Origin of the sequence: Streptomyces sp. NBC_01210 (assembly GCF_036010325.1) — a bacterium.
Taxonomy (GTDB): Bacteria; Actinomycetota; Actinomycetes; order Streptomycetales; family Streptomycetaceae; genus Streptomyces.
Map to the genome: position 1 here is coordinate 3,668,285 of NZ_CP108549.1, position 25,283 is coordinate 3,693,567.

A 25,283-nucleotide genomic window follows, 5' to 3' on the forward strand; every position below is an offset into this window, starting at 1 on the left:
AAGGGGAGTGGGAATGCGGAACGGGGGGCCTCAGCCGCTGCGCGACGACGATCCGCGGGAGATCGCGGGCTATGTGCTCGAGGCGCGGATCGGCGAGGGCGGGATGGGCACCGTCTATCTCACCCGCACCGGCGAGGGACGGCCCGTCGCGCTGAAGCTGATCCGCCGCGAGCACGCACAGAGCGAGAGCTTCCGGAAACGTTTCGCCCGCGAGGTCGAGGCGGTCCGCCGGGTGCACGGACACCACCTCGTACCGGTCGTCGACCATGACGCGGAGGCCGCCCGGCCCTGGCTCGCCACCCGTTACGTACCGGGGCTGCCGCTCGACGACGCGCTGGCCGAACACGGGCCGCTGCCGCTGAAGTGCGTGCTTCAGCTGACCGCCTGCGCGGCCCACGCGCTGGACGCCGTACACACCGCCGGGGTCATCCACCGCGATGTGAAGCCGGGCAATCTGCTGCTCACCGCGGAAGGGCCCTGGCTGCTCGACTTCGGCATCGCGCGGGACATCGGGACGTCATCCATGACCACAGTCGGCCGGATGGTCGGCACACCCAAGTACATGTCTCCCGAGCACGCGCTCGGCAAGCAGCTCACGCCCGCATCCGATGTGTTCACGCTCGGACTCGTCGCCGCCGAAGCCGCCGCCGGGCGCCATCCGTACGGAGAGGGCGGCGGCCTGGTGGTCGCCACCCGGATCGCCGGCACCGACCACGAGCCGCCGGATCTCCGCGCGCATCCGGCGGCGCTGCGCGAGGTGCTGACGGCCTGCCTCGCCGCCCGGCCCGAGGAGCGGCCGACGGCGGCGGAGGTGGCCGAGCTGTGCCGGCGGGCGGCGGGACGCGACGTACGTGACTTCGACGGCTGGCTGCCGAAGCCGCTCGCGGCGACCCTGGCAGGGATCGAGCGGGCCGCCAAGGACCCGAGGGCGTCCGGCTGGCTGACCAGAATCCGCCGGGCTCCCTGACGGGCTGTCCTCGAGCGCCGGACGGGCTTGTGCTCAAAAGCCCGTCCGGCGATCGAGGGCGAAGCGCGCCGGACGGACCCGGCGCCCCTCGTTCCCGTACGGCTAGCTGTGCGTACGCAGCAGCTGCCGCATCGTCCGCATCGCCACCGACAGGTTCGCCAGGTCGAACGTGTCCGAGCCCTGGATCTCCTCCAGCGTCGAGCGCGCCCGGCCGAGGATCGCCGCGTTCTTCTGCTCCCAGGCCTTGAACCGCTCCTCGGGCGTCGAGCTGCCGTTGCCCACGGAGAGCACGTCCGCCGTCAGCATGGCGTGTGCGGCGTACAGGTCCTCGCGGATGGAGGCGCGGGCCATGGACTGCCAGCGGTCGGCCCGCGGCAGCTCTATGATCCGGTCCATCAGCTGGGTGATCCGCAGCCGGTCGGCGAGGTCGTAGTACACCTCGGCGACCGCCATCGGATCCTTCTTCGTACGGTCCGCGATCGCGACGATGTCGAGCGTCGGGAAGGCGGAGGAGAATCCGGCAACCCGCAGCGCGAGCTCTTCGGGAACACCGGCCTCGGTGAGCTCGTCCAGGATCCCCTGGTACCACTCCAGATCCGCGCCACGCAGCATCTTCGGCAGCTCCGCCCAGACATGCTCCACGCGCTCGGCGAAGAACTCGATGGTCTCGGCGAGCTCCAGCGGCTGCGGCCGGTTGCCCAGCAGCCATCGCGTACCGCGCTCGACGAGGCGGCGCGAGTGGAGCCGGATACGGGTCTGGACGTCGGCCGCGACCTTGTTGTCGAGGGCCTCGACGGCGTCCCACACCGCGCCGAGTCCGAAGATCTCGCGGGCCGCGGTCTGCGCCCGCACGACCTCCTCGGTCGACGCACCCGTCTCTTCGCGCAGCCGGTGCAGGAAGGTCGAACCACCGGTGTTCACCGTGTCGTTGACCAACACCGTCGTGACGATCTCGCGGCGCAGCGCATGCCCGTCGATCGCCTCGGGGAACTTCTCGCGCAGCGGCTGCGGGAAGTACGCGTGCAGCAGCCGGCGCAGATACGGGTCGTCCGGCAGCCCCGTCCCGATCAGCTCGTCCGCCACCGTGATCTTGGTGTAGGCGAGCAGCACGGCCAGCTCGGGCTGGCTGAGCCCCTTGCCCGCGTTGAGCAGTTCACGGATCTGCCGGTCGGTCGGCAGGAACTCCAGGGGCCGGTCCAGATGCCCGTCCCGCTCCAGCCGCCGAATGAAGCGCTGGTGGGCGTGGAGCAGACTCGGCGCCTGGACGACGGCGTTCGCCAGGGCGACGTTCTGCGCGTAGTTGTTGCGCAGTACCAGCGCCCCGACCTCGTCGGTCATCTCCGCGAGCAGCTTGTTGCGCTGCTTGACGGTCATGTCGCCGTCCGACACCAGACCGTTGAGCAGGATCTTGATGTTCACCTCGTGGTCGGAGGTGTCCACGCCCGCGCTGTTGTCGATGGCATCGGTGTTGATCTTGCCGCCGCTGCGGTCGAACTCGATCCGGCCGAGCTGGGTCAGGCCCAGGTTGCCACCCTCGCCGACGACCTTGGCCCGCAGGTCCTCACCGTTGACGCGGATCGCGTCGTTGGCCTTGTCGCCGACGTCCGCGTTGGACTCGGTGGAGGCCTTGACGTACGTACCGATGCCGCCGTTCCACAGCAGGTCCACCGGGGACTTGAGGATCGTCTTCATCAGCTCGGCGGGCGTCATCTTGGAGATGCCGGGCTCGATGCCGAGCGCCGCGCGCATGTGCGCGTTGATCGGGATCGACTTGGCCGTACGCGGGTGGATGCCGCCGCCCGCGGACAGCAGCTCCTTGTTGTAGTCGGCCCAGGAGGAGCGGGGCAGCCCGAAGAGCCGGCTGCGCTCGGCGTACGAGGTTGCCGCCTCCGGGTTCGGGTCGATGAAGATGTGCCGGTGGTCGAAGGCGGCGACCAGCCGGATGTGCTCGCTGAGCAGCATTCCGTTGCCGAACACGTCACCGGACATGTCGCCGACGCCGACGACCGTGAAGTCCTGGGTCTGGGTGTCGTGGCCGAGCTCGCGGAAGTGTCGCTTGACGGACTCCCATGCGCCGCGGGCGGTGATGCCCATCTTCTTGTGGTCGTATCCGGCGGAGCCGCCCGATGCGAAGGCGTCGCCGAGCCAGAAGTTGTACGAGAGCGCGACCTCGTTGGCGATGTCGGAGAAGGACGCGGTGCCCTTGTCCGCGGCGACGACGAGATAGGTGTCGTCCCCGTCGTGGCGTACGACATCGGCCGGCGGTACGACCTCGCCCGCCACCAGGTTGTCGGTGATGTCGAGCAGCGCGGAGATGAAGATCTTGTAGCAGGCGATGCCTTCGGCGAGCCAGGCGTCCCGGTCCACGGACGGGTCCGGGAGCTGCTTGGCGACGAAGCCGCCCTTCGCGCCGACCGGCACGATCACGGTGTTCTTCACCATCTGCGCCTTGACCAGGCCCAGGATCTCCGTACGGAAGTCCTCACGCCGGTCGGACCAGCGCAGACCGCCGCGCGCGACCTTGCCGAAGCGCAGGTGCACACCCTCGACGCGCGGGGAGTGCACCCAGATCTCGTACGCCGGGCGGGGCGCAGGCAGATCCGGGATGGCCTGCGGGTCGAACTTCATCGACACATAGCTGTGGTGTGTGCCGCCGCCGGCCTCCTGGAAGAAGTTGGTCCGCAGCGTCGCCTTGATGACCGTGAGGAAGGAACGCAGGATCCGGTCCTCGTCCAGGCTGGCGACCTGGTCGAGCGCGCCCTCAAGCTCCTCGAGGAGACCGTCGATCAGCTCGGTGCCCGCGCGCTGGCGCTCCGGGGACATCCTGGCCTCGAAGAGCGAGATCAGCAGCCGGGTGGTGTGGACGTTGGTACGGAGGGTGTCCTCCATGTACTCCTGGCTGAAGGTCGAACCGGCCTGGCGCAGGTACTTGGCGTACGCGCGCAGCACCATCGCCTGACGCCAGTTCAGACCGGCACCCAGAACGAGGGCGTTGAAGCCGTCGTTCTCGGCCTTGCCGGTCCAGACCGCGGCGAAGGCGTCCTGGAAACGCTCGCGGGCATCGTCGGCGAGGTAGTCGCCGTTGCCGTTGGCCAGCGGCATGCGCAGACCGAAGTCGTAGATCCAGGCGGTCGTACGGTCCGAGCAGCGCAGCTCGTACGGACGCTCGTCGACGACCTCGACACCGAGCCGGTTGAGCGCGGGCAGGACCGCGGAGAGGGAGACCTGCTCTCCGGTGCGGTAGATCTTGAAGCGGCGCTCGCCGGGGCCCGCACCGACCGGTTCGTACAGCGAGAGCGCGAAGCCCCTGCCGCTCTCGGTCAGCCGTTCCAGGTGCACGAGGTCGGCGACGGCGGCACGCGGCGAGTGGTCTGCCTTGTAGCCCTCGGGGAAGGCGGAGCCGTAGCGGCGCAGCAGCTCGGCGGCGCGCTCCTCACCGCACTCGGCGTTGAGTGCCTCGCCGAAGCCGTCGGCCCAGGAGCGGGCGGCCTCGACCAGCCTGGCCTCGATGCGCTCGACGTCGGAGTCGGTCAGATGGGGCAGCTCGGTCCCGGACGGGACACGGACCACGAAGTGCAGCCGGGAGAGGATCGACTCGGTGTTCCAGGCGGTGAAGTCGACGCTGCTGCCGCCGAGCTCCTCCTTGAGGATGTCGATCAGGCGCAGCCGTACGCCGGTGGTGTAGCGGTCGCGCGGCAGGTAGATGAGGGCGGAGTAGTAGCGCCCGTACTCGTCCTGACGCAGGTAGAGCCGCAGCCTGCGGCGTTCCTGGAGGTAGAGCACGCTCGTGACGATGGAACGCAGCTGGTCGACGGGCGTCTGGAAGAGCTCGTCGCGCGGGTAGGTCTCGAGGATCTGCAGCAGGTCGCGGCCGTCGTGGCTGTTGGGCGAGAAGCCGGCGCCCTCCAGGACCTCGGCGACCTTGCGGCGGATGACCGGCACCCGGCGCACGGACTCGGTGTACGCGGCGGAGGAGAAGAGACCGAGGAAGCGGCGCTCACCGACGACATTTCCCTCGGCGTCGAACTTCTTCACGCCGACGTAGTCGAGGTAGCTGGGGCGGTGCACGGTCGCGCGGCTGTTGGCCTTCGTCAGCACGAGCAGCTTGTGCTCACGGGCCTTGGCACGGGCGTCGGCGGGCAGCCGGCTGAAGGACGGGCTGACCGGGTGCGCCTCGTCCGTGCTGTGCTGGGGGTCGGAGCGCAGGATGCCGAGTCCGGTCCCCGGGACGGCGGCGAGCGCGTCGTTCTCGGTGAGCTCGTACTCGCGGTAGCCGAGGAAGGTGAAGTGGTCGGCGGCGAGCCAGCGCAGCAGCTCACGCGCCTCCTCGACCTCCTGGTCGCGCAGATCGTCGGCCTTCGGCTCGCTGGGCAGCTCTTCGGCGATGCGCAGCGCGGCGTCGCGCATCTTCTCCCAGTCCTCGACGGTCTCGCGGACGTCGGAGAGGACCCGCAGCAGGTCGGAGGTGATCTGCTTCAGATCGGCGCGGTCGGTCTCGCGGTCGACCTCGACATGGATCCAGGACTCGACGAGCGCGTCGTGCGGCAGCGCCTTGCTGTTGGCCTCGGAGGGCAGTACCTCGATGAGCTTGCCGGTCACATCGCGGCGGACGGTGACCTGCGGGTGGATCACGACATGGATGCCGCGGCCCTGGCGGGAGAGCTCATTGGTGACCGAGTCGACAAGGAAGGGCATGTCATCGGTGACGACCTCGACGACGGAGTGGCTGCACGTCCAGCCGTTCTCTTCCACGGTCGGAGTGTGGACCCGCACATTGGCCGTCCCCTGGGGGCGGTTCTCGGCCAGCCGGTAGTGGGAAAGTGCCGCGCCGAAGATGTCGACCGGGTCGCGGTCGGCGAGGTCCTCTGGAGCGGTGTGCAGGTAGTAGCGCTGGAGGTACGTGAGCAGAGCGTCCCGGTCAGGACGCTTCCCTTGCTCGGACCCAGTCGGAAGGTTCCCCCCGAGCGGGCTGTTCTCAGCTACCCGGGCGGCCCGTTCGAGCAGCTCGGCCTTGGCTTCGTCCAGCTTGGTCTGCATGTCCTCTGGCTCCTGTCGCGCGCCGTTGCGTGACGTAGGTGAAAGAAGCGACGCAACGCCATGACGCGGGGTATCCGGTCGGAGTCGACGTTATGCCGCGATGAGAGTCGTCCGAGCGGTTATTGGCCAAGTTCGGCAACCAGGTCGGAACGAGGAGAGCAACGATCGCCCGGGTGCTGTGGCACTCCGGGCGCAGGCCGGGGGCTTCGCTGCCCCCGCGGCGTATCGCGCTGATCACGGGTCAAGGCTATCGCCCCGCCCCCCCGACCCGTCATGAGCCGTATGTGTACAAAAGCGGGGCCTGAAGTTTGACAGTCTGGACAGCGACACAGGCCCTCTTGGCAAGCACCCCCCTCGCGGTGCACGTTGACGGTGACGACACGGTCACACGTCAACAGCACGACACCGGGAGTACCGTCGACAGCAGGACACCGGGAGCAGCCATGACAGCGAAGATCCTGATCGTCACCGGCGACGCAGCCGAGTCCCTCGAAGTCCTCTACCCGTACCAGCGGCTGCGGGAGGAGGGGTACGAGGTGCATATCGCGGCCCCCTCCCGCAAAAAGCTGCAGTTCGTGGTGCACGACTTCGAACCGGGCTTCGACACATACACCGAGAAGCCGGGCTACACGTGGCCCGCCGACCTGGCCTTCTCGGAAGTCGATCCGGGGCAGTACGCAGCGGTGGTGATCCCCGGCGGCCGCGCCCCCGAGTATCTGCGCAACGACCCGGAACTCCGCAAGCTCCTCAAGTCCTTCTTCGACTCCGACAAGCCGGTCGCCCAGATCTGCCACGGCCCGCTGCTGACGGCGGCGCTCGGCAGCCTGGAGGGCCGGCGCGTCACCGCCTACCCGGCGCTGGAACTGGACATGCAGGCGGCCGGCGCGAGCTTCCAGGACGCGGAGGCGGTCGTCGACGGCACCCTCGTCTCCTCCCGCGCCTGGCCGGACCACTCCGCGTGGATGCGGGAGTTCCTGAAGGTGCTGCGCGCGAAGGCCCCGGTGAGCTGACGCCGCGACGCACGCCGCCACGGCGAGCGTCCGGCGGTAGGCGTCAGGCCGCCAGGCGCTCGGCCTCGGCCACTGCCTCAGCGAGTGTGTCCACCACGGGCACGCCTGTCCCCGCCGCCCGCAGGCTGGTGCGGCTGTGTGAGCCACCCGTGTAGAGGACGGCTCGCGCTCCCACATGCTGCGCCGCAACCGCGTCGTCGACGGCGTCGCCGATGACCACCACGCGCTCCGCCCGTACTCCGTCGAGCCCCGCGAGGTGGCGCGCCATGTGCTCGGCCTTACCGGTGTGCGATCCGCCGACCCGGCCGTCCACCCGCACAAAGTGTTGTTCGATGCCGTGCGTGCGCACGATCGGTATCAGGTTCTCGTGCGGGGCGAGCGAACACATCGACTGCGTCAGCCCGGACGCCTGCCAGTCGACCAGCAGCTCCCTGGCTCCGGCGGCCAGTCCCGCGCTCTCGGCCAGCACCCAGTAGTGCCGGTGGAAGGTCTCGTCCATGACGGCCCATTCCGCATCCGTGGGCAGCCGCCCCATGAGCCGCTCGTAGAAGAGCGGCACCGGCACGCAGTACAGGTCCCGGTAGCGCTCGAGCGTGATCGCGGGCAGCCCTATCTCCGCGAACGAGGCGTTCGTCGCCTGGATGACCGCGAAGATGTCGTGGAACAGCGTGCCGTTCCAGTCCCAGACGATGTGTGTGTCCGCGCGCTTCCCCATACCAAAACAGTACCCAGCAGGACTGACAGGCGGCCGGACGGGATGACCCTGGGGAAGGGGCAGGAGGTGCCGAGCGAGGCGGGGGAAGCGGGCAGGCACGAGGTGCCGGGCGAGGCACGAGGTGCCGGGCGAGGCGGAAGGGGCGGGCGAGGCGGAAGGGGATGGAGAGGGCCGGCAGGCGTCAGGAGATCAGGTTCGGGATCTCCTGCACCCCGAACCAGAGCAGCTCGTGGTCCTCCGCACCGTCCACCGTGAACTGGGCGTCGTCGTCGCCCTGGTCCGCCGCTCCCAGTGCCTCCGCCGCCGCCACCACATCGTCCACCGCGTCGTCGGCGTCCACATGCACCGCCGCCGCCTTGGCCAGTGGCACCGCGGACGCGATCCGCACCTCGCCGAGCGCGCTGGCGACGAGCACCCGGTCGGGATCGGCCACCGCGTCCTGGTCCGGTACGTCGACGGCGACGACGACCCGGCGCCTGGCAGCGGCCGGATCACCCGCGAGCAGCCGCAGTGAGGCGGCCGCGGCACGGTTCAGCGCGGCGTACTCGAGCTCCTCGATGTCGTCGGAGACGTACCACTCGCGCAGTCCCGGGGTCACCGCGTAGGCGGCCAGCGGACCGGGGCCCAGCTTGCCCGCCTTGTGCGCCTCTGCGAGACCGGGGAGGGTCAGGGGGACGTAGACGCGCATGGCTGGCCGCTTTCGTAGTCGGAAGACGCCCTCAGGATACGTGCGACGTCCCCCTTCGTGGTGCCGCTCCGGGGCTCGCGCACCGTCCACCCGAAATACCCCGCGCACCTGCACGCCACGGCCCGGGGCCACCGCTCGTCACCCTGATAGGTGAAGTTTCCCGTCGCCCTCCGACGGTGCCCGCGCACATTGCGGCCGCTCGCCCCGCCCCCGTAGAAGATCACCAGTGAAGTTACCGCCCGGTATCGAGACCGGGCCCGGATATCGGGGGCGATCTGCATGGACAGGACCCGGCCCGCAGGACGGCGCGATCAACGCAGGCCCGCAGTGGTGGCGGCAGGGGCGATGGCCCGCGCACGGCGGCAGCACCAGCCGCACTACTGGTTCGCCGACCGCCTGCTCGCGGTGCTCAGCGGACAGCGACCGGTGCACTGGATGCTCGGGCACACCATCGGGGAGGCGTACGAGCAACTGGTGCGGCTGGCTCCAGGGGCTCCGCTGCGCCCGGCGGAACGGGTCACGCCGGTCGTACGGCACTGCGGCGAGTACCACCCGGGCCCCGGCGTGATCGAAGCCTTCGCCCGGATCGGCTCGGGCGACCGGGTCAGCGCGATGGCCTTCCGCCTGGAGCAGGGCGCGGACCAGCGCTGGCGCTGCGCGGCGGTGGAGCTCGGCGGGGAGCGTGTCGCCGCACAGCCGATCCGGTAGCGGCCGGCTCGGCAGGGAGCATGCGCCGCACAGCCGACCCCCGGTAGCGGCCGTCGGCGCCCGGCTCAGCCGCCGTCCACACCGAGCCTGGCCGCCTGCCCCTCCTGCACCTGACGCGCAGCCTGGAGGAAGTTCAGGATCGTGGCGAGCTGGTCCTCGTCGTAACGGCTCAGCGCCTCGGCCCCGGCGGCGCCGACGGGCAGATAGACCTCGGCCTCGGCAGCACGGGCGGAATCCGTGGCGGTGACGAGTACGCGCCGGCGGTTGGCCGCGTCGCGGCTGCGGGTGACGAGGCCGGCGCGCTCGAGCCGGTCGATGACCGTGGTCGTCGCCGCCGGGCTGAGCTTCAGTGCGGCGCTGAGCTCGCCGGCCGACAACTCGGCGCCAGACCCTTCGCCGTCCGACCGCTCGCCCGCCCCCAGCACCAGATCGAGGCAGCGCAGGTCGGTGCGGTTCACGCCGAGCCGTGCCGCGGCGGCCTCGTCGAAGGCGTCGAAGCTCTGTTGCAGCAGGCGGAGCTGCTGGGCAACATTCCTCACCAAAGCTTCTTTCGACATTCGAATCTTTCTGTTATCGTAAGTTTCGTCAGTCGAAAGGATACCACTCCCGGAGGACTTGCCATGAGCACCAGCGACATCCAGATCCAGGACCTCTTCCAGCGCTTCATGCAGACCTGGAACGACGGCGACGCGGTCGCCTTCGGCGCCTGCTTCACCGAGCACTCCGACTACGTCTCGTACGACGGCACCCGTGCCGTGGGACGGGCCGAGCACCAGGACAACCACGACCGGCTGTTCCGCGGGGTCCTCACCGGCTCGGCGCTGGTCGGCGAGATCGAGGCGATCCGCTACATCGCCCCTGGGGTCGCCATCGTGCATGGCACCGCCTCCGTACTGATGCCGTGGCGCTCCGAGCTCCCCAAGCGGCGCCTGTCACGCCAGACGGTCGTGGTCGTGAACACCGACGACGGCTGGCGGATCACCGCGATCCACAACGGCCGGGTCCGCCCGGTCACCATCCCCGCCCCCGACTCGATGCCGTCGAAGATGTCCCGGACCACGACCCGCGCCGCCCGCCTCCTCGGCCTGGGCCGCCGCAACACGGCGAGTGCCGTCGCCGGGGCCGGCGCCGGCGTCTGAAGGAAACGGCCGAGACCCGGAAGGACCGGAACGAAACGGCCGGGGCCGGACACCGCAAGAGGTGTCCGGCCCCGGCCGTTCGCATCGGGCAAGCGTTACTTCTTGCGGCGGCGGCCGGCGCCCTTCTGCGCCTTGCGTCGCTCGGCACGCGTCAGCCCGTCCATCTCCGACCGGGCAGGCTCGCCGTCATTGTCGAAGTCGCCCTCGACGACACCGCCTTCGCCGTCGACCGTGGGAGCGGAGAAGTGCAGCCGGTCGGGCCGCTGCGGGGCACCGAGGCCCTTCGCGCGAATCTCCGGACGGGAAGCGCCCGCGGGAACGGCGTCCTCCTTGGCGAGCGAGGTCCGCTCCGCCGTGTCCTGCACCGGGACCTCCTCGACCTGCTGCTCGACCTGGACCTCCAGGTTGAACAGATAGCCGACGGACTCCTCCTTGATGCCCTCCATCATGGCGGTGAACATGTCGAAGCCCTCGCGCTGGTACTCCACCAGCGGGTCCTTCTGCGCCATCGCGCGCAGGCCGATGCCCTCCTGGAGGTAGTCCATCTCGTAGAGGTGCTCACGCCACTTGCGGTCCAGTACGGACAGCACCACGCGCCGCTCGAGCTCACGCATGATGTCCGAGCCGAGCTGCTTCTCGCGCTCGTCGTACTGCTCGTGGATGTCGTCCTTGATGGACTCGGCGATGAACTCGGCGGTGATCCCGGCCCGGTCGCCGGCCGCCTCCTCCAGCTCCTCGACGGTGGCCTTCACCGGGTAGAGCTGCTTGAACGCGCCCCACAGCCGGTCCAGGTCCCACTCCTCCGCGAAGCCCTCGACGGTCTCCGCCTGGATGTAGGCGTCGATGGTGTCGTCCATGAAGTGACGCACCTGCTCCTGCAGGTCCTCGCCCTCCAGGACACGGCGGCGCTCGCCGTAGATGACCTCGCGCTGGCGGTTGAGGACCTCGTCGTACTTCAGGACGTTCTTACGCGTCTCGAAGTTCTGCTGCTCGACCTGCGACTGGGCCGACGCGATCGCGCGCGTCACCATCTTGTTCTCGATCGGCACGTCGTCCGGCACGTTGGCCATCGACATCACGCGCTCGACCATCTGCGCCTTGAACAGACGCATCAGGTCGTCACCCAGCGACAGGTAGAAACGGGACTCGCCCGGGTCGCCCTGACGGCCGGAACGACCGCGCAGCTGGTTGTCGATACGGCGCGACTCGTGTCGCTCGGTGCCCAGCACATAGAGGCCGCCGAGGTTGGTGACCTCGTCGTGCTCGGCCTTGACGGCCGCCTCGGCCCGCTCCAGCGCGGCAGGCAGGGCCGCGGCCCACTCCTCGACGTGCTCGACCGGGTCCAGGCCGCGCTGGCGCAGCTCCGCCTCGGCGAGGTCGTCGGGGTTGCCGCCGAGCTTGATGTCCGTACCACGGCCGGCCATGTTCGTGGCGACGGTGACGGCGCCCTTACGGCCGGCCTGGGCGACGATCGTCGCCTCCCGGTCGTGCTGCTTGGCGTTGAGGACCTCGTGCTGCACACCGCGCTTGTTCAGCTGCTGCGAGAGGTACTCGGACTTCTCGACCGAGGTGGTGCCGACCAGGATCGGCTGGCCCTTCTCGTGCTTCTCGGCGATGTCGTCGACGACCGCCGCGAACTTCGCGACCTCGGTCCGGTAGATCAGGTCGGACTGGTCCTTGCGGACCATCGGCTTGTTCGTCGGGATCGGCACGACGCCGAGCTTGTAGATCTGGTGGAACTCCGCGGCCTCCGTCATGGCCGTACCGGTCATTCCGGAGAGCTTGCCGTAGAGGCGGAAGAAGTTCTGCAGGGTGATCGTGGCGAGGGTCTGGTTCTCGTCCTTGATGTCCACCCCTTCCTTCGCCTCGATCGCCTGGTGCATGCCCTCGTTGTAGCGGCGGCCGGCGAGGATACGGCCGGTGTGCTCGTCGACGATCATGACTTCGCCGTCGATGACGACGTAGTCCTTGTCCTTCTTGAACAGTTCCTTGGCCTTGATGGCGTTGTTCAGATAACCGACGAGCGGAGTGTTCACCGACTCGTAGAGGTTGTCGATGCCCAGCCAGTCCTCGACCTTCGCGACACCCGGCTCATGGATGGCGACGGTCCGCTTCTTCTCGTCGACCTCGTAGTCGCCGGTCTCCTCGATGCCCTTGAGCTGGTTGCCCGGCTCGCCCTTGGCCAGGCGCGTCACCAGCTTGGCGAAGTCGCCGTACCACTTGGTGGCCTGGTCGGCGGGGCCGGAGATGATCAGCGGCGTACGGGCCTCGTCGACAAGGATCGAGTCGACCTCGTCGACGATGGCGTAGTTGTGGCCGCGCTGGACGAGCTCGTCCTGGGACCACGCCATGTTGTCGCGGAGGTAGTCGAAACCGAACTCATTGTTCGTTCCGTACGTAATGTCGCAGTTGTACTGCTCGCGGCGCTGGGCGGGCGTCATATTGGCGAGGATGCACCCGACGCTCAGGCCCAGGAACTTGTGGACCCGGCCCATCATCTCGGAGTCGCGCTCGGCCAGGTAGTCGTTGACCGTGATCAGGTGGACGCCCTTGCCCGAGAGCGCGTTGAGGTAGGCGGGGAGGGTGCCGACGAGGGTCTTGCCCTCACCGGTCTTCATCTCGGCGACGTATCCGAGGTGCAGGGCGGCGCCGCCCATCATCTGTACGTCGTAGTGGCGCTGGCCGAGGACGCGCTTGGCGGCCTCGCGGACGGTCGCGAAGGCCTCGGGGAGCAGGTCGTCCAGACTTTCGCCGTCTGCGTAGCGCTCCTTGTATTCGTCCGTGAGCGCCCGCAACTCGGCGTCGGAGAGGTTGACGAAGTCCTCTTCGATGGAGTTGACCTGGTCCGCGATGCGGTGCAGTTTGCGCAGGATCTTGCCTTCGCCTGCACGCATGAGCTTGTTGAAGACGGACACTGAGGTTGGTCTCCTTGCCGATCGGGCCTGGCACTGGGTCGTGTTATGGACACTGGCGCGGGCGCGGCAGGTGGGCCCCACCGCAACGGCCATCGTAAGCGAGGACCCCGCCGGGTCGGGAGGTCCGCCGTCAGTCCGCCGTCGCTCGGGCCTGCTGTCACCCGCAAGAAGAACGCTCGGGACTCGCGGAAGGTGCCGGTGAGGCCCGAAAACTGCTCGCATCCGCCCGCGGTCCTGACCAGAATCCGGACATGGAGCCCATCACTCTCACCACCGAGCGCCTGCTGCTGCGTCCCTTCACGGCCGATGACACGGAGGCCGTGTACCAGGCCTGCCAGGATCCCGACATCCAGCGGTGGACGACGGTCCCTTCGCCGTACGAACGGCAGCACGCGGCCGAGTTCACCGGGCAGATGGTGCCGGACGGCTGGCGCACCAGCACGATGTGCACCTTCGCGGTGCTGCCGCGCGAGGGCGGTCCGCTGATGGCGTCGGTCGCGGTCACGCTGCGGACCTTCTCGGGCACCTGGGAGATCGGCTTCTGGACGGGCAAGGAGCACCGCGGGCGCGGTGTCATGGCGGAGAGCGTGGGCGCCGTGGCGCACTGGGCCTTCAGCAGGCTGGGGGCGACGCGTCTGGAGTGGCGGGCGGAAGTCGGCAACGCGGGGTCCCGGGCCGTCGCGGAGAAGTCCGGCTTCGTGATGGAGGGCGCACTGCGCGCGGCTCTGCTGAACAAGGACACCCTCAGGGACACCTGGGTCGGTGCGCTGCTGCCGTCGGACCTTGGGCTGGCGAGCACGCATCCGTATCTCCCGGCCCGTGCCGGGGGCTGACGGGCCCCGAGGGCTGACGGGGCCGGGCGCGTCGCGACCGCGGCACGACAGGGCGGTGGGCCGACCTCGGGCGGGACCGGATGCGGGGCCGGCTTGTCAGTGCCGACGTCTATCGTGCGGAACATGACGACGATGCCGCCTCCCGCCGCCGAACTCTCCGCCGACGAGGCGCGCCGCATAGCGCTGCGCGCCCAGGGGTTCATGGGCGCGCCCGACCGGCGGGGCGGGGTGCGGGGCGTGCTGCGCCATCTCGGCGCCGTACAGCTGGACACGATCTCGGTGCTGGCGCGTTCGCACGAGCTGATTCCGTACGCCCGTCTCGGCGCGGTGGGCCGCAGGACGGTCGAGGACGCGTACTGGACGGAGGGCCACAGCTTCGAGTACTGGTCGCACGCGGCCTGCATCCTGCCCGTAGAGGAGTGGCCGCACTTCGCCTTCCGCCGCCGCGCCTACCGTGGCCGCCCGCACTGGCACCACGACCTGCCGGACGGCTCGTACGACCAGGTGATCAAACAACTGCGCGCCGAAGGCCCGCTCACCGCGACGGAGTTGGGCGGCGCGAAGAACGGCGGCGAGTGGTGGGACTGGTCGGCGTCGAAGGTAGCCGTCGAGCGCGCGCTGATGTACGGCGAGGTGGTGTGCACCGAGCGGCGCAGCTGGAAGCGGGTGTACGACCTCGCCGAGCGCGCCGTACCCGATGCGCTTCTGCACGACGAGCTGGACGACACCGAGTGCCTGCGCCGGCTCGTCCAGCTGGCCGGACAGGCACTGGGCGTCGGCACCCGCGCCGACATCGCGGACTATCACCGGCTCAAGGGCGAGCAGTTCGACGCGGTGGTCGCGGACTCCGGTCTTGTCCCGATCACGGTCGAGGGCTGGTCCAAGCCCGCCTGGGCGGACCCCGAGGCACTCGCCTCGGCGCCGCGCGGCCGGCACCGTACGACCCTGCTCTCGCCGTTCGACTCCCTCATCTGGGAGCGGGCGCGCACCGAGCGGATCTTCGGCTTCACCCACCGCCTGGAGGCGTACGTACCCAAGCCGAAGCGGGTGTACGGCTACTTCGCAATGCCGCTGCTGTCGGGTGGCAGGCTGCTGGGCCGCGTCGATCCGGCGCGCGAGGGGACGACGCTGGTGGCACGCCAGGTGTCCCTGGACACCCCCAAGGCCGTGGCACCCATGGCTCAGGCGCTGCGCGAGGCGGCGGAGTGGGTCGGCTGCGATTCCGTACGGATCGAACGGGTCGACCGCGCCGAGCTCACCGCGGACCTCGTCCGGGCCGTCTCCTCCTGACCACAGCCGCAGCCGCTGCTCCTGCTTGCCGCAGCCGCTGCTCCTGACCTTCCGCAGCCGCCGGTCGCTGCCCCTACCGGATCTCGAGGATCTTTTCCCTCATCGCGTAGACCACGGCCTCCATCCGGGAGTGCAGCTGCAGCTTCTCCAGGATGTTGCGGACGTGGTTCTTCACGGTGTTCTCGGAAATGAACAACTGCTTGGCGATATCACGGTTATTCATCCCCGTGGCGACCAGCTTGAGCACTTCGAGTTCCCGCTCGGTCAGCCGGGGCGCGGGGACGAGCCTGCGCTCATCGGTGCGCTGGATCATCGACTTGAACTCGGTGAGCAGCTTCGACGCCATGGACGGGCTGATCTGCGACTGGCCGTCGGCCACCGCACGGATCGCCGTGGCCACCTCATCGGTGGAGATCTCCTTGAGGAGGTAGCCGGTGGCGCCCGCCTTGATCGCGTCGTAGAGGTCGGCCTCCTCGTCACTGATCGTCAGCATGATGATCTTCGCGCTGGGGGCCACCTCCTTGATGGAGGTACAGGCCTCGATGCCGCCGCGCTTGGGCATCCGCACATCCATCAACACGATGTCGGGCAGCAGATCGGCCGCCTTGTCGACGGCCTCCGCGCCGTCGCCCGCCTCGCCGACGACCTGGATGTCCTCCTCCTGCGCGAGGACAATCTCCAGGCCCCGCCGGAAGAGGGCGTGGTCGTCCACCACGAGGACCCGGATCGGCTCCTTGCGTGAGTCGTCGGCGTCCGCGCCGGTGTCGTTGACTGTGGCACCGGCGTCGCCGGCGTCGTCGTGAACCGGGCCGAAGCTGTCCGCCATCGTTCCTCCCCCTGAAGGCCGTGGCCTGAAGATCATGTGTGGTTCGCCAACGTCAGTGCACAGCGCATCGGTTGGCTTGCGACGCCATGCTTTCATGCCCGGACGACAGAGCGGTGATCCCGTGGCCGCACGGTGGTGCCCCTGGGGGCACACAGGGCGCTCCAGGGGCACCAGCCGCCTGCTGACGGGGTCAGCCGCCGAGTGCACCTCCTGCGCCGCCCGCCTCGGACCCGGCCAGCGGGTCGGTCTCCAGGTGGATGACGCCATAGTCATAGGCATGCCGTCGGTAGACGACACTGGGCTGCTTCGTCTCGGAGTCGACGAACAGGTAGAAGTCGTGCCCGACCAGCTCCATCTCGTAGAGCGCCTGGTCGAGCAACATCGGGGCTGCGGTGTGAATCTTCTCGCGGACCACCAGCGGTCCTTCGCCCTGGACTTCGAGCGAGCCGATCCTGGTGGTGGCAACGGATTGGGGCGCCTCTTCGGCGACGGGCCGGCCATTGGCGTTCAACTCGGCGACGCCGGGAACGACATCGGCCACCTCGGATGCCGAAATGCGGCCGTTGCCGCGGCGGTTGTGGCGCTTTTCGTGCTGCTTGCGCAGCCGCGCCTCCAGCTTGCCCGTGGCGAGATCGAGCGCTGCGTACGGATCGGCTGCCGCTGCCTCCGCCCGGATCACCGGGCCTCGGGAGTGGAGTGTGATCTCCACACGGTCGGAACGGTCGGCCTGCCGCGGGTTGTGCTCCTTGGACACCTCGACGTCCAGGCTGATCACCTTGCCGTCGAGCTTCTGGATCTTGTCCAGCTTCAGCTTCTCGGCCACGTGCTTGCGGAACCGCTCGGGCACCTCGGTCTTGCGGCCCTTGACGACGATGTCCACGCAGAACTCCGTTCCCGGATAGCCCCGCCCGCTCGCAGGCTGCGGAGCATCTCCCTCTTGCACCAGACCCCGGTGATCACCGGAGCCTCGGACGGACTTTCACCTCCTCCTCCCCAGTCGACAAGATCCCCACCCCACCAATTTTCGAGGTACTCACTTCCTCGAAAGCCTGGCCGGAGGCACGACAGTGCATTCGGTGAGGTAAACAGCTGTCGCCATTCCTCACAACCGAACATAGCTCGATCGGACGGGTGTCGGCACCCGCTACCAGCGCGTACTTCCGATCAGAGCGTTTTCGCCTCTCACTACAGCAACGACGCAAGTACTCTGTCAGTTCCAGTTTATTTCGAAAGACAGCGGTGGCACTGCGACAACCGCTGCGCTCGGCTGTACGAATCCAGAAAATTGCAGACCGGAGGCCGCGCGGAGCGCCCGCGCCGCCTCGGCCAGCGAAGCCCCGGTCGTCATGAGATCGTCCACCAGCACCGCCCGGCCGCCCTCCAGAAGCCGTCCGCCCCCCGCCACGACCTCCAGTGCCCCCGCCAGATTCGACACCCGCTCGCGGGCCGTGAGCCCCGACTGGTCGGCCACCGCCCGCCGCTGCCGCAGCACCGGCAGAGCCCTCGCCTCGATCCCCGTACGCCGCAGCTCACCCGCGGCCGCCAGCGCGATCCGCCGCGCGGCGTCGTGCCCGCGCGCCCTCACCGCCCGCCGCGCGGACGGCACGGGTACGAGCAACAGCGGCCACCGTCCCCCGGCGGCCCGGGACACCGGCAGCGACGCGCGTACCGCCCCTGCGAGCGCGACACCCAGCGGCCGGGCCAGCCCCAGAGCACCCCGCTCCTTGTGCGCCAGCAGCACCGCACGTACGGCGTCCGCATACGGGGCGGCGGCATGCACCACCGGCAGGCCCGCAGGCTCCAGTACAGGCCTCGCCCGGCGCGCCCCGGCGCCGTACAGCGCACGGGCGCACTCCTCACAGAGCGGCGTGCGAGGAGTGCCGCAGCCGCCACAGGCGGCCGGCAGCACCAGACCGGAGATTTCGCGCCACCACCCCCGCATGGCAACCACTGTGCCGATGCCGGGGGCGCCCTGCCACCCCTGTGGACAACCCGTCCCGTCCCGGGCGGCCGGCTCCGCTACCCCGGATAGACCGGCGACGACCCGTCCTCGACCAGCGTCTGCCAGTTGGCACCGGTCGGCAGCCACACGATGCCGTCGTCCTCGGAGTACGCCACCAGGGGCCGGTTCTCGTCGTCCGACGCTGCAACGGCCTTGACCCGGTTGAGCCCCGGCAGAATGCTCGCGGCCGAACTCGAGCCGTCCGTCTGGATGTAGCGCACCTGCTGGACCCCGCCGGACTCCTTGCCGACCACCACGAGCCTGCTGTGACCGGCCCAGGAGACGGCCGTCACGGTCTCCATCTGGGGCGCGGCGGGCCGCAGATCCGCCACGGAGACCACCGGGTTGTCGGTGGCGCCCTGGCGCTCCACGCGTCCGATCTTCAGCGTGGTCGTCCCGTCCTTCGTGAGCAGCAGCGCGATCCGCACACCGTCCGCCGACACCCGCAGCGCCTCGATACGCGCACCCTCAAGACCCGGCACGATCTTGACGTTCTTCGGTGCGCCGGAGCCGCCCGCGAGGCGCAGCAGCGCCGGATTCTTGGGGTCGCGGTCCGCCACCCACAAATCGCCCCGGCCGTCCCAGCTGGGCGCCGAGAGGCGATGGGCGGCGTCCTTGCCCTTGCTCTGCACCACTGCGTCGCCCACCTCGCTCCCCGCCTTGATGGACGCCACGAAAAGACCGCTGGAGTCGGTGGAAACCGCTGCCGCGGTGCGCTCGTCGCGGGACACGCCGACCAGGCCGACCGGCAGCTGCCCATTGCCGAACGGCCCCGGCACATGCTGCGATTCGCTGATGTCCTTGGCGCCGCCCGACAGCAGCGTCAGCTGCTTCTTCTTGTCGACGAAGTACTGGCTCACGGGCCTGACCGAGGTGTGGTCCGGCGCGATCGCCTCCGCCTGGCCACCGTCGAGCACGCACAGCTGTGAGCCGTTCGCGCGCTGAATCTCCACCTGCTCGATCCGAGTGGCCGAAAGGTCCTTCAAGGTGAAGAGGATCTGGGCCGCCAGCTTCATACACTGCGGGTGGCCCACATTGGACGCCTTCTCGTTCAACGGCACCTTCAGCGCGTTCCGGTCGTCGAACGCCAGCGACTTGGTGCCCTCCTTCAGCGCCGTACCGGCGGGGAACGGCGATTCGACCACCGGCTTCAGCCAGTTGGTCGGGCCTTCGAGCAGCGCCTTGACCGTCTGCGTGACCGGATCCATCCGGGTCACCGGATCCAGTCGCTGCCGGATGTAGACAGGATCGGCAACGACCACATTCCTCCTGGATGCGGAGGCGAAGTAATACTTGTTAACGGAACGGTAGTTGCGCTGGAAGTCGGATGCTCCGAGCACCAGCCCCGGCGGCAGGGCGTCGATGCGCCATTCCTTGCCGTCCGGACCGCTCTGCAGCGAAAGGTGAATAGTCGTGCGGTACGGGGTGGGCGAAACCGCCTGATAGGCGTGCTGCGAGTCCACCGTCGCGATCTGCTTGCCGATGAGCGGATAGTCCATGCCCGGGTTGTCGCGGCCACCGGCTACGGGCTGTCCGGAGTCCGGCGCTGCCGTCAGCACTGTGGTACTCGCCTCCGGCCGCCACCTCTTGGACGTATCCGGCGTCAGATACTTCCGGGCGACGGCGAAGTTCGTGTCGTCGCTGGTCATGGCCTCCAAGAAACCTGCGACGATCTCGGCCGGCGTCGCCCCCTGCCGCGGCGGCACCGCATACACCCGTACCTGGGAGTCGGCACGCTGGGACGCCTTCACCGCACGAATGTCACCGCTGTCCGGCATCGACGCGCACCCGGCCAGCAGCACACCGCTGCAGGCGAGCAGCGCCGACGTGCGCACGGCGCCTGTGCGGCCGGTCCGACGGGGATCAGCGCCCACGAGTCGTGTCCTCACGTTCCGAACGCTCCGAAGAAAGCTGTGGCGCTGAGTCGCCGTCTCGCCGCTCCCCGGCCTGGCGTGCCACCACCCGGGCACCGTTGCCCGGAAGGGCCGCCGGATCCACCCCGCCGGGCCCTGTACGGGGCGGCACGGGGGCGCGCGGTGGTACGGGCAGGGGCGATCGGTCCAACACCGGCTGCATCGGCACGGACGTCAGCAGTTGCCCGCTCGTCTTCGGTCCCGCGAAATCGGCGCGCTCACGGTTCTGCCGCGAGTCCTCCGGCTCCAGCGGTATCGGAGAACCACGCAGCGGCTCGTCCGCCGTACGCGGCAGGGTCAGCCGGAACTGCGAGCCTCCGCCGGGCTCGCCCCACGCCTGCAGCCAGCCGCCGTGCAGCCGGGCGTCCTCGACCGCGATGGACAGACCAAGGCCGGTGCCGCCAGTGGTACGGGCACGCGCCGGATCGGCCCGCCAGAAGCGGCTGAACACCCGGGTCGCCTCGCCCGGCTTCAGTCCCACGCCGTAGTCCCGCACGGCGACCGCGACGGCGCCGCCGGCCACGGCCATCCGCACCACGACATCCCGGCCCTCGCCGTGTTCGACGGCGTTGACGACCAGGTTGCGCAGCACACGCTCCACGCGCCGGGCATCGGCCTCCACCACAACCGGCTGCTCGTCACCGGTCACCCGTATCCGGGTGCCCTTGCGCTCCGCCAGCGGCTCGGCACCGCCGATCACTCGTCGTACGACTTCGCGAAGGTCTATCGCCTCGGCCTCCAGCGCCGCGGCTCCCGCATCGAAGCGGCTGATCTCGAGCAGGTCGGAGAGCAGTGACTCGAAGCGGTCGAGCTGATCGCCGAGAAGCTCGGCGGAGCGCGCGGTCACCGGGTCGAAGTCGACGCGCGCCTCGTGGATGACATCCGCGGCCATCCGTACGGTCGTCAGCGGCGTACGCAGTTCGTGCGACACATCCGAGACGAAGCGCCGCTGCATCCTGGAGAGCTCCTCCAGCTGCTGGATCTTCAGCTGGAGGTTCTGCGCCATCTTGTTGAAGGCCTCACCCAGCCTTGCGATGTCGTCCTCGCCCGTGACCTTCATCCGCTCCTGGAGCCGGCCCGCCGAGAGCCGCTCGGCGATCCCGGCGGCCATCCGCACGGGCGTGACGATCTGCCGCACCACCAGCCAGGCGATGGCTCCCAGCAGGACGACCACGAACAGCCCCGCCGTGGCAAGGGTCCCCCTGACCAGGTTGAGCGACTGCTCCTCCTGCGCCAGCGGGAAGAGGTAGTAGAGCTCGTAGGGATTGCCCTCGATGTCGTTCAGCCGGGTGCCGACGACCAGCCCGGGCTCCGGCTCGTGCACATCGTTGTTGTACTTGATCCGAACATACGTCTCGTACGTCCCGGTGCCCTGGTCGACGGCTTCCCGCAAGGCCACGGGAATGCTCGTGTGGTCCACACCGCCCGAGGTCCGGGGCGCACGGCTGGAACCCGCGTCCTGGGAGTCGGCACTCAGCGCCACCAGGTTGAACGCCCCCTGGCCGCCACTGGCGAGCTGGTCCACCAGATCGGACCGCCAGGAGCTCCGCGCGGTCCGGCCGTCCGTGACGGCACCGTCCTGCCCGCCGGGCCCCACCGAGGCATTCGCCTTCTCCCGCGCCACGGCGAAGCCACCGGCCGCCTGGCTCTGCGCCGCCTTGCCCTTGGCGTCGAGCAGGCCGTTGCGCACCTGCCCGATGACGACGAAGCCGAGCAGCAGCACCACACCGAGCGACATCAGCAGCGTGCCCGCGACCACCCTGAGCTGGATGTTCCGTCGCCACAGCCGCACCGCGGGCAGCAGCGGACGGCGAATCAAGCGCATGACGAGCCGGAGCACCGGTCCACCCGGCGCCCCGTCCTGGAGCGGCCGTCCGCCCTGGAGCAGGCGGCCGAATCGCGAGGCCCCCCACCCCGGTCCGGCAGCCCGCCCCGCACGGACTCCCGGCTGCCCGGGCTTCGGAGCAACACTGCCTCGGGACATGTCAGCTCGGCCCGGCCTTGTAACCGACACCACGGACGGTCACCACGATCTCCGGGCGCTCGGGGTCCTTCTCGACCTTGGAACGCAACCGCTGTACATGCACATTGACCAGCCTGGTGTCCGCGGCGTGGCGATAGCCCCACACCTGCTCCAGCAGCACCTCGCGGGTGAACACCTGCCAGGGCTTACGGGCGAGCGCGACCAGCAGGTCGAACTCGAGCGGGGTCAGAGCGATGGACTGCCCCTCCCGCTTCACGGAGTGACCGGCCACATCAATGACCAGATCCCCGATCGCCAGCTGCTCCGGCGCCGGCTCCTCCGACCTCCTCAGCCTCGCCCGGATCCGGGCGACCAGCTCCTTCGGCTTGAACGGTTTGACGATGTAGTCATCGGCCCCGGACTCCAGGCCGACCACCACATCCACGGTGTCGCTCTTGGCGGTGAGCATCACGATCGGCACACCGGACTCGGCCCTGATGAGCCGGCACACTTCGATGCCGTCCCGTCCGGGCAGCATGAGATCCAGCAGAACCAGATCCGGTTTGGCCTCACGGAAAGCGGCAAGTGCCTTGTCGCCGTCCGCTACGAACGACGGCTCGAAACCTTCACCACGCAGCACAATCCCGAGCATCTCGGCCAGTGCGGTGTCGTCATCGACGACAAGGACTCGTCCCTTCATAATCGACATCATCCCATTAGCTAATCGTTACCTGGCGTGACCTGGCACACAGCTCCGCGATTCCTCCCCCTGTGACCGGGGACAACGCACCCTCCTCGGTGACGATCGCCGTCACCAGATCCGGGGGCGTGACATCAAAAGCCGGGTTGTACGCCTGGGTTCCCAGCGGCGCGACCGGCAGCCCGCCATCCGCTCCGGCCCCGGCCGCCGCTATCTGCGGCGCTGTGACTTCGGTCACTTCATGTCCCGGCCGTTGTTCCACCTCTATCGACGCCCCGTCCGGCGTGTTCAGGTCCACCGTCGTGGTCGGCGCGACCACGATGAACGGCACATGGTGGTACTTCGCCAGCACCGCCAGCGGATAACTGCCCACCTTGTTCGCCACCGATCCGTCAGCCGCTATCCGGTCCGCCCCTATGAGTACGGCATCCACCTCCCCCGCCGCGAAGAGCGACCCCGCGGCATTGTCCGTGAGCAGTGTGTACGGCATTCCACTGCGCGCCGCCTCGTAGGCGGTCAGCCGGGCGCCCTGCAGCAGCGGCCTCGTCTCGTCAACCCACAGCCGCCGCAGTCGGCCCACCCGGTGCGCCGCGAGCGCCACCGCGAACGCGGTGCCCTCGCCTCCCGACACCAGCGCCCCGGTGTTGCAGTGGGTCAGGATCCGGTGACCGCCGCCCGGCAGCAGCTCATCAAGGAGCACCAGCCCTTGCTCAGCCATCCGGACACTGTCCTCGGCATCCTCCCGGTGCAGGTCCCTGGCCGCCGCGAGCGCCGCCCGGGCCGCCTGCTTCGGGTCCGCTCCCTTGTCCACCGCCGCCCGGTAGGCGCCCGCCGCCCGCCGCACTCCGTGCCCCAGGTTCACCGCGGTGGGCCTCGCACTCTCCAGCAGGGCCACCGCCTCATCCACGTCGAATCCCCGCACGGCGGCGAGGGCCACACCATACGCACCGGCGATGCCCAGCAGCGGCGCCCCTCGCACAGCGAGCGTCTGGATCGCCCGCACCAGGGCAGGCACATCGGTACAGACCAGTTCGACCTCCTCGGCAGGCAGCCGGGTTTGGTCGAGAAGCACCAGTACGGGCCCTTCCGGTGGCTCGTCCCAGCGCAGCACCGGAAGCGTGGGCGGCTCTGTGCCGGCCGGGTTTTGTACGTAGTGATCAGCCATCCGCCCAGTCTGCCCCGTGAGGCACCGACAATGAAGGTACGAAGGAGACACAGGGCCCGGCCCACCAGCGGGCAACGCGTGGCACGATGGCTGCCAACCTGCCGCCTTGATGGGCGGACGGGCACCGTGAACGTGTCGGCTCGCCGAGCCGGCCCCGCGACCAAGCCATGAGGTGGACGACCGTGAACGACACTCCGGGCTGGGCCTCGCCCGGATCTGCTCCCTCCGACGGGCAGGAAACCGGCGTGCCGCGGCCCGCCGAGCCCGCCGACGAGAGCGGCCCCGCCTCGAAGTGGTCCAAGGCACAGCCGCCCGCGGGACAGTGTTCCGCTCCGACCGCACCTCGTACCGACCCCGTACCGGGGCCACCGCCTGCCCCCGGCTGGGGCGGCGGTCAGCCGCACGGCAGCTGGGGCCGGACGCCGGCCGCGGCGAAGCCCGGTGTCATCCCGCTGCGTCCTCTCGGTGTCGGCGAGATCCTCGACGGCGCGGTGTCGACGCTGCGCGCTCACTGGCGCACGGTGCTGGGCGTCACGATCACCGTCTCCGTGATCTCCCAGATCTGCAACATCCTGGTCGAGCGCTACCTGCTCCCGGATCCGCCCGAGGTCGACCCGAACGCAAGCCCGTCGGAAGCACTCAGCCAGTCCGTGGACTCGCTGCAGTCCAGCCTGCTCGCCATGGGCCCGTCGCTGCTGATCACCTTGATCGGCACGCTCTTCACCACAGCACTTCTCACCATGGTGATCAGCCGCTCGGTACTGGGCCGCCCGGTGACGCTCTCCGAAGCCTGGCACGAGGCCCGACCCCGGCTGCCTCAGCTGCTGGGCCTGACCCTGCTGCTGCCTCTTATGAGCGCCGCCATCATGGCCGTGGGCATCCTTCCCGGCGTCCTGCTCGGCAACGGTGCGGGCATCGCGCTCGCCCTGCTCGGAGGCCTCGCGGCCAGCGGCGTCATCCTCTGGCTGATGATCCGGTTCGCCCTGGCCTCCCCCGCGCTGATGCTGGAGCGCCAGGGCGTCATCCCGTCCCTGCGCCGTTCCGCCAAACTGGTCCAGGGCGCCTGGTGGCGGACTTTCGGCATCCTGGCGCTCACGCTGCTGCTGACCCTGCTGGTGTCGATGATCATCGCCGTGCCGTTCAGCCTGGTCGCGTACGTGGTCGACGGCAGCAGTTTCAGCGACCTCTTCGCCGGGACCACCCCGGACTTCGGCTGGCCGTTCCTGATCATCACGGGAATCGGCTCGGTGATCGCCTCGTCCATCACCTACCCGATCTCCGCCGGCGTGACGGTCCTCCTCTACGTGGACCAGCGCATCCGCCGCGAGGCCCTCGACCTCGAACTCGCACGTGCCGCCGGCGTCCCCGGCTACGGCTCCGAGCCTCCTGGCAACCACTCCACCAGGAGCTGA

The 25,283-nt window shown here is 69.4% G+C and carries 19 protein-coding genes; 7 read left to right on the plus strand and 12 right to left on the minus strand.

The genetic code is table 11. The features are described 5' to 3' along the window. Positions 1-13: 13 nt before the first annotated feature. Positions 14-967: a serine/threonine-protein kinase gene (locus tag OG735_RS16540; protein WP_327323938.1), complete on the plus strand. Its 954-nt coding sequence runs from the start codon at positions 14-16 to the stop codon at positions 965-967. A 102-nt stretch (positions 968-1,069) separates the two neighbouring features. On the opposite strand, the gene OG735_RS16545 is transcribed toward OG735_RS16540, so the two are convergent. Next, a complete protein-coding gene (locus OG735_RS16545) occupies positions 1,070-6,004 on the minus strand; it encodes an NAD-glutamate dehydrogenase (protein WP_327323939.1) in 4,935 nt (1,644 codons plus the stop codon). A 443-nt stretch (positions 6,005-6,447) separates the two neighbouring features. On the opposite strand from OG735_RS16545, the gene OG735_RS16550 reads away from it, so the two are divergent. Continuing rightward, positions 6,448-7,014: a DJ-1/PfpI family protein gene (locus OG735_RS16550; protein WP_327323940.1), complete on the plus strand. Its 567-nt coding sequence runs from the start codon at positions 6,448-6,450 to the stop codon at positions 7,012-7,014. A gap of 43 nt (positions 7,015-7,057) precedes the next feature. On the opposite strand, the gene OG735_RS16555 is transcribed toward OG735_RS16550, so the two are convergent. Continuing rightward, positions 7,058-7,729, minus strand: a complete 672-nt coding sequence (locus tag OG735_RS16555) for an HAD family hydrolase (RefSeq protein ID WP_327323941.1) — start codon at positions 7,727-7,729, stop codon at positions 7,058-7,060. Positions 7,730-7,910: 181 nt separating this feature from the next. Then, positions 7,911-8,417: a DUF6912 family protein gene (locus OG735_RS16560; RefSeq protein ID WP_327323942.1), complete on the minus strand. Its 507-nt coding sequence runs from the start codon at positions 8,415-8,417 to the stop codon at positions 7,911-7,913. 279 nt (positions 8,418-8,696) lie between these two features. Between OG735_RS16560 and OG735_RS16565 the strand changes: the two genes are divergently transcribed. Further along, complete coding sequence (locus tag OG735_RS16565; RefSeq protein WP_327323943.1) at positions 8,697-9,125, plus strand: Rv3235 family protein; 429 nt, start codon at positions 8,697-8,699, stop codon at positions 9,123-9,125. A gap of 65 nt (positions 9,126-9,190) precedes the next feature. Here OG735_RS16565 and OG735_RS16570 read toward each other — a convergent pair whose 3' ends face one another. Continuing rightward, positions 9,191-9,664 carry a MarR family winged helix-turn-helix transcriptional regulator gene (locus OG735_RS16570; protein ID WP_327323944.1) on the minus strand — a complete coding sequence of 158 codons (474 nt, stop codon included), beginning with the start codon at positions 9,662-9,664 and terminating at the stop codon, positions 9,191-9,193. Between the two features lie 81 nt (positions 9,665-9,745). On the opposite strand from OG735_RS16570, the gene OG735_RS16575 reads away from it, so the two are divergent. Continuing rightward, entirely contained in the window at positions 9,746-10,264 is a 519-nt protein-coding gene (locus OG735_RS16575; RefSeq protein ID WP_327323945.1) for an SgcJ/EcaC family oxidoreductase, read from the plus strand. A gap of 95 nt (positions 10,265-10,359) precedes the next feature. Here OG735_RS16575 and secA read toward each other — a convergent pair whose 3' ends face one another. Beyond that, complete coding sequence (gene secA, locus OG735_RS16580; protein ID WP_327323946.1) at positions 10,360-13,179, minus strand: preprotein translocase subunit SecA; 2,820 nt, start codon at positions 13,177-13,179, stop codon at positions 10,360-10,362. A gap of 251 nt (positions 13,180-13,430) precedes the next feature. Here secA and OG735_RS16585 point away from each other — a divergent pair, with 251 nt between their 5' ends. Continuing rightward, positions 13,431-14,012 carry a GNAT family N-acetyltransferase gene (locus OG735_RS16585; RefSeq protein ID WP_327323947.1) on the plus strand — a complete coding sequence of 194 codons (582 nt, stop codon included), beginning with the start codon at positions 13,431-13,433 and terminating at the stop codon, positions 14,010-14,012. Between the two features lie 123 nt (positions 14,013-14,135). Beyond that, entirely contained in the window at positions 14,136-15,302 is a 1,167-nt protein-coding gene (locus OG735_RS16590) for a winged helix-turn-helix domain-containing protein (protein ID WP_327323948.1), read from the plus strand. A gap of 73 nt (positions 15,303-15,375) precedes the next feature. Here the strand turns inward: OG735_RS16590 and OG735_RS16595 are convergent, their stop codons facing one another. The 7 genes from OG735_RS16595 to mtnA form a co-directional block, all read right to left on the minus strand. After that, a complete protein-coding gene (locus tag OG735_RS16595; protein ID WP_327323949.1) occupies positions 15,376-16,128 on the minus strand; it encodes a response regulator transcription factor in 753 nt (250 codons plus the stop codon). Positions 16,129-16,318: 190 nt separating this feature from the next. Beyond that, positions 16,319-17,008, minus strand: coding sequence for a ribosome hibernation-promoting factor, HPF/YfiA family (hpf, locus tag OG735_RS16600; RefSeq protein ID WP_327323950.1), 690 nt, complete (start codon positions 17,006-17,008; stop codon positions 16,319-16,321). 330 nt (positions 17,009-17,338) lie between these two features. Further along, positions 17,339-18,070, minus strand: coding sequence for a ComF family protein (locus OG735_RS16605; protein WP_327323951.1), 732 nt, complete (start codon positions 18,068-18,070; stop codon positions 17,339-17,341). Between the two features lie 77 nt (positions 18,071-18,147). Then, on the minus strand, positions 18,148-20,004 hold the full coding sequence (locus tag OG735_RS16610) for an LpqB family beta-propeller domain-containing protein (RefSeq protein ID WP_327323952.1): 1,857 nt from the start codon (positions 20,002-20,004) through the stop codon (positions 18,148-18,150). Then, complete coding sequence (mtrB, locus tag OG735_RS16615) at positions 19,994-22,027, minus strand: MtrAB system histidine kinase MtrB (protein ID WP_327323953.1); 2,034 nt, start codon at positions 22,025-22,027, stop codon at positions 19,994-19,996. The genes OG735_RS16610 and mtrB overlap by 11 nt, the downstream gene beginning before the upstream one ends. A 1-nt stretch (position 22,028) precedes the next feature. Beyond that, entirely contained in the window at positions 22,029-22,718 is a 690-nt protein-coding gene (gene mtrA, locus OG735_RS16620) for a two-component system response regulator MtrA (protein WP_187438793.1), read from the minus strand. A gap of 4 nt (positions 22,719-22,722) precedes the next feature. After that, the gene (gene mtnA, locus OG735_RS16625; protein ID WP_327323954.1) at positions 22,723-23,871 is read right to left on the minus strand and encodes an S-methyl-5-thioribose-1-phosphate isomerase; all 1,149 of its coding nucleotides are present in this window, start codon (positions 23,869-23,871) and stop codon (positions 22,723-22,725) included. 182 nt (positions 23,872-24,053) lie between these two features. Between mtnA and OG735_RS16630 the strand changes: the two genes are divergently transcribed. Then, positions 24,054-25,283: a glycerophosphoryl diester phosphodiesterase membrane domain-containing protein gene (locus tag OG735_RS16630; protein ID WP_327323955.1), complete on the plus strand. Its 1,230-nt coding sequence runs from the start codon at positions 24,054-24,056 to the stop codon at positions 25,281-25,283.

Coding starts and splice junctions, on each gene's coding strand:
- OG735_RS16540 (WP_327323938.1), top strand. CDS start 14: ATGCGGAACGGGGGGCCTCAGCCGCTGCGCGACGACGATCCGCGGGAG.
- OG735_RS16545 (WP_327323939.1), bottom strand. CDS start 6,004: ATGCAGACCAAGCTGGACGAAGCCAAGGCCGAGCTGCTCGAACGGGCC.
- OG735_RS16550 (WP_327323940.1), top strand. CDS start 6,448: ATGACAGCGAAGATCCTGATCGTCACCGGCGACGCAGCCGAGTCCCTC.
- OG735_RS16555 (WP_327323941.1), bottom strand. CDS start 7,729: ATGGGGAAGCGCGCGGACACACACATCGTCTGGGACTGGAACGGCACG.
- OG735_RS16560 (WP_327323942.1), bottom strand. CDS start 8,417: ATGCGCGTCTACGTCCCCCTGACCCTCCCCGGTCTCGCAGAGGCGCAC.
- OG735_RS16565 (WP_327323943.1), top strand. CDS start 8,697: ATGGACAGGACCCGGCCCGCAGGACGGCGCGATCAACGCAGGCCCGCA.
- OG735_RS16575 (WP_327323945.1), top strand. CDS start 9,746: ATGAGCACCAGCGACATCCAGATCCAGGACCTCTTCCAGCGCTTCATG.
- OG735_RS16585 (WP_327323947.1), top strand. CDS start 13,431: ATGGAGCCCATCACTCTCACCACCGAGCGCCTGCTGCTGCGTCCCTTC.
- OG735_RS16590 (WP_327323948.1), top strand. CDS start 14,136: ATGACGACGATGCCGCCTCCCGCCGCCGAACTCTCCGCCGACGAGGCG.
- OG735_RS16595 (WP_327323949.1), bottom strand. CDS start 16,128: ATGGCGGACAGCTTCGGCCCGGTTCACGACGACGCCGGCGACGCCGGT.
- OG735_RS16605 (WP_327323951.1), bottom strand. CDS start 18,070: ATGCGGGGGTGGTGGCGCGAAATCTCCGGTCTGGTGCTGCCGGCCGCC.
- mtrB (WP_327323953.1), bottom strand. CDS start 22,027: ATGTCCCGAGGCAGTGTTGCTCCGAAGCCCGGGCAGCCGGGAGTCCGT.
- mtrA (WP_187438793.1), bottom strand. CDS start 22,718: ATGATGTCGATTATGAAGGGACGAGTCCTTGTCGTCGATGACGACACC.
- mtnA (WP_327323954.1), bottom strand. CDS start 23,871: ATGGCTGATCACTACGTACAAAACCCGGCCGGCACAGAGCCGCCCACG.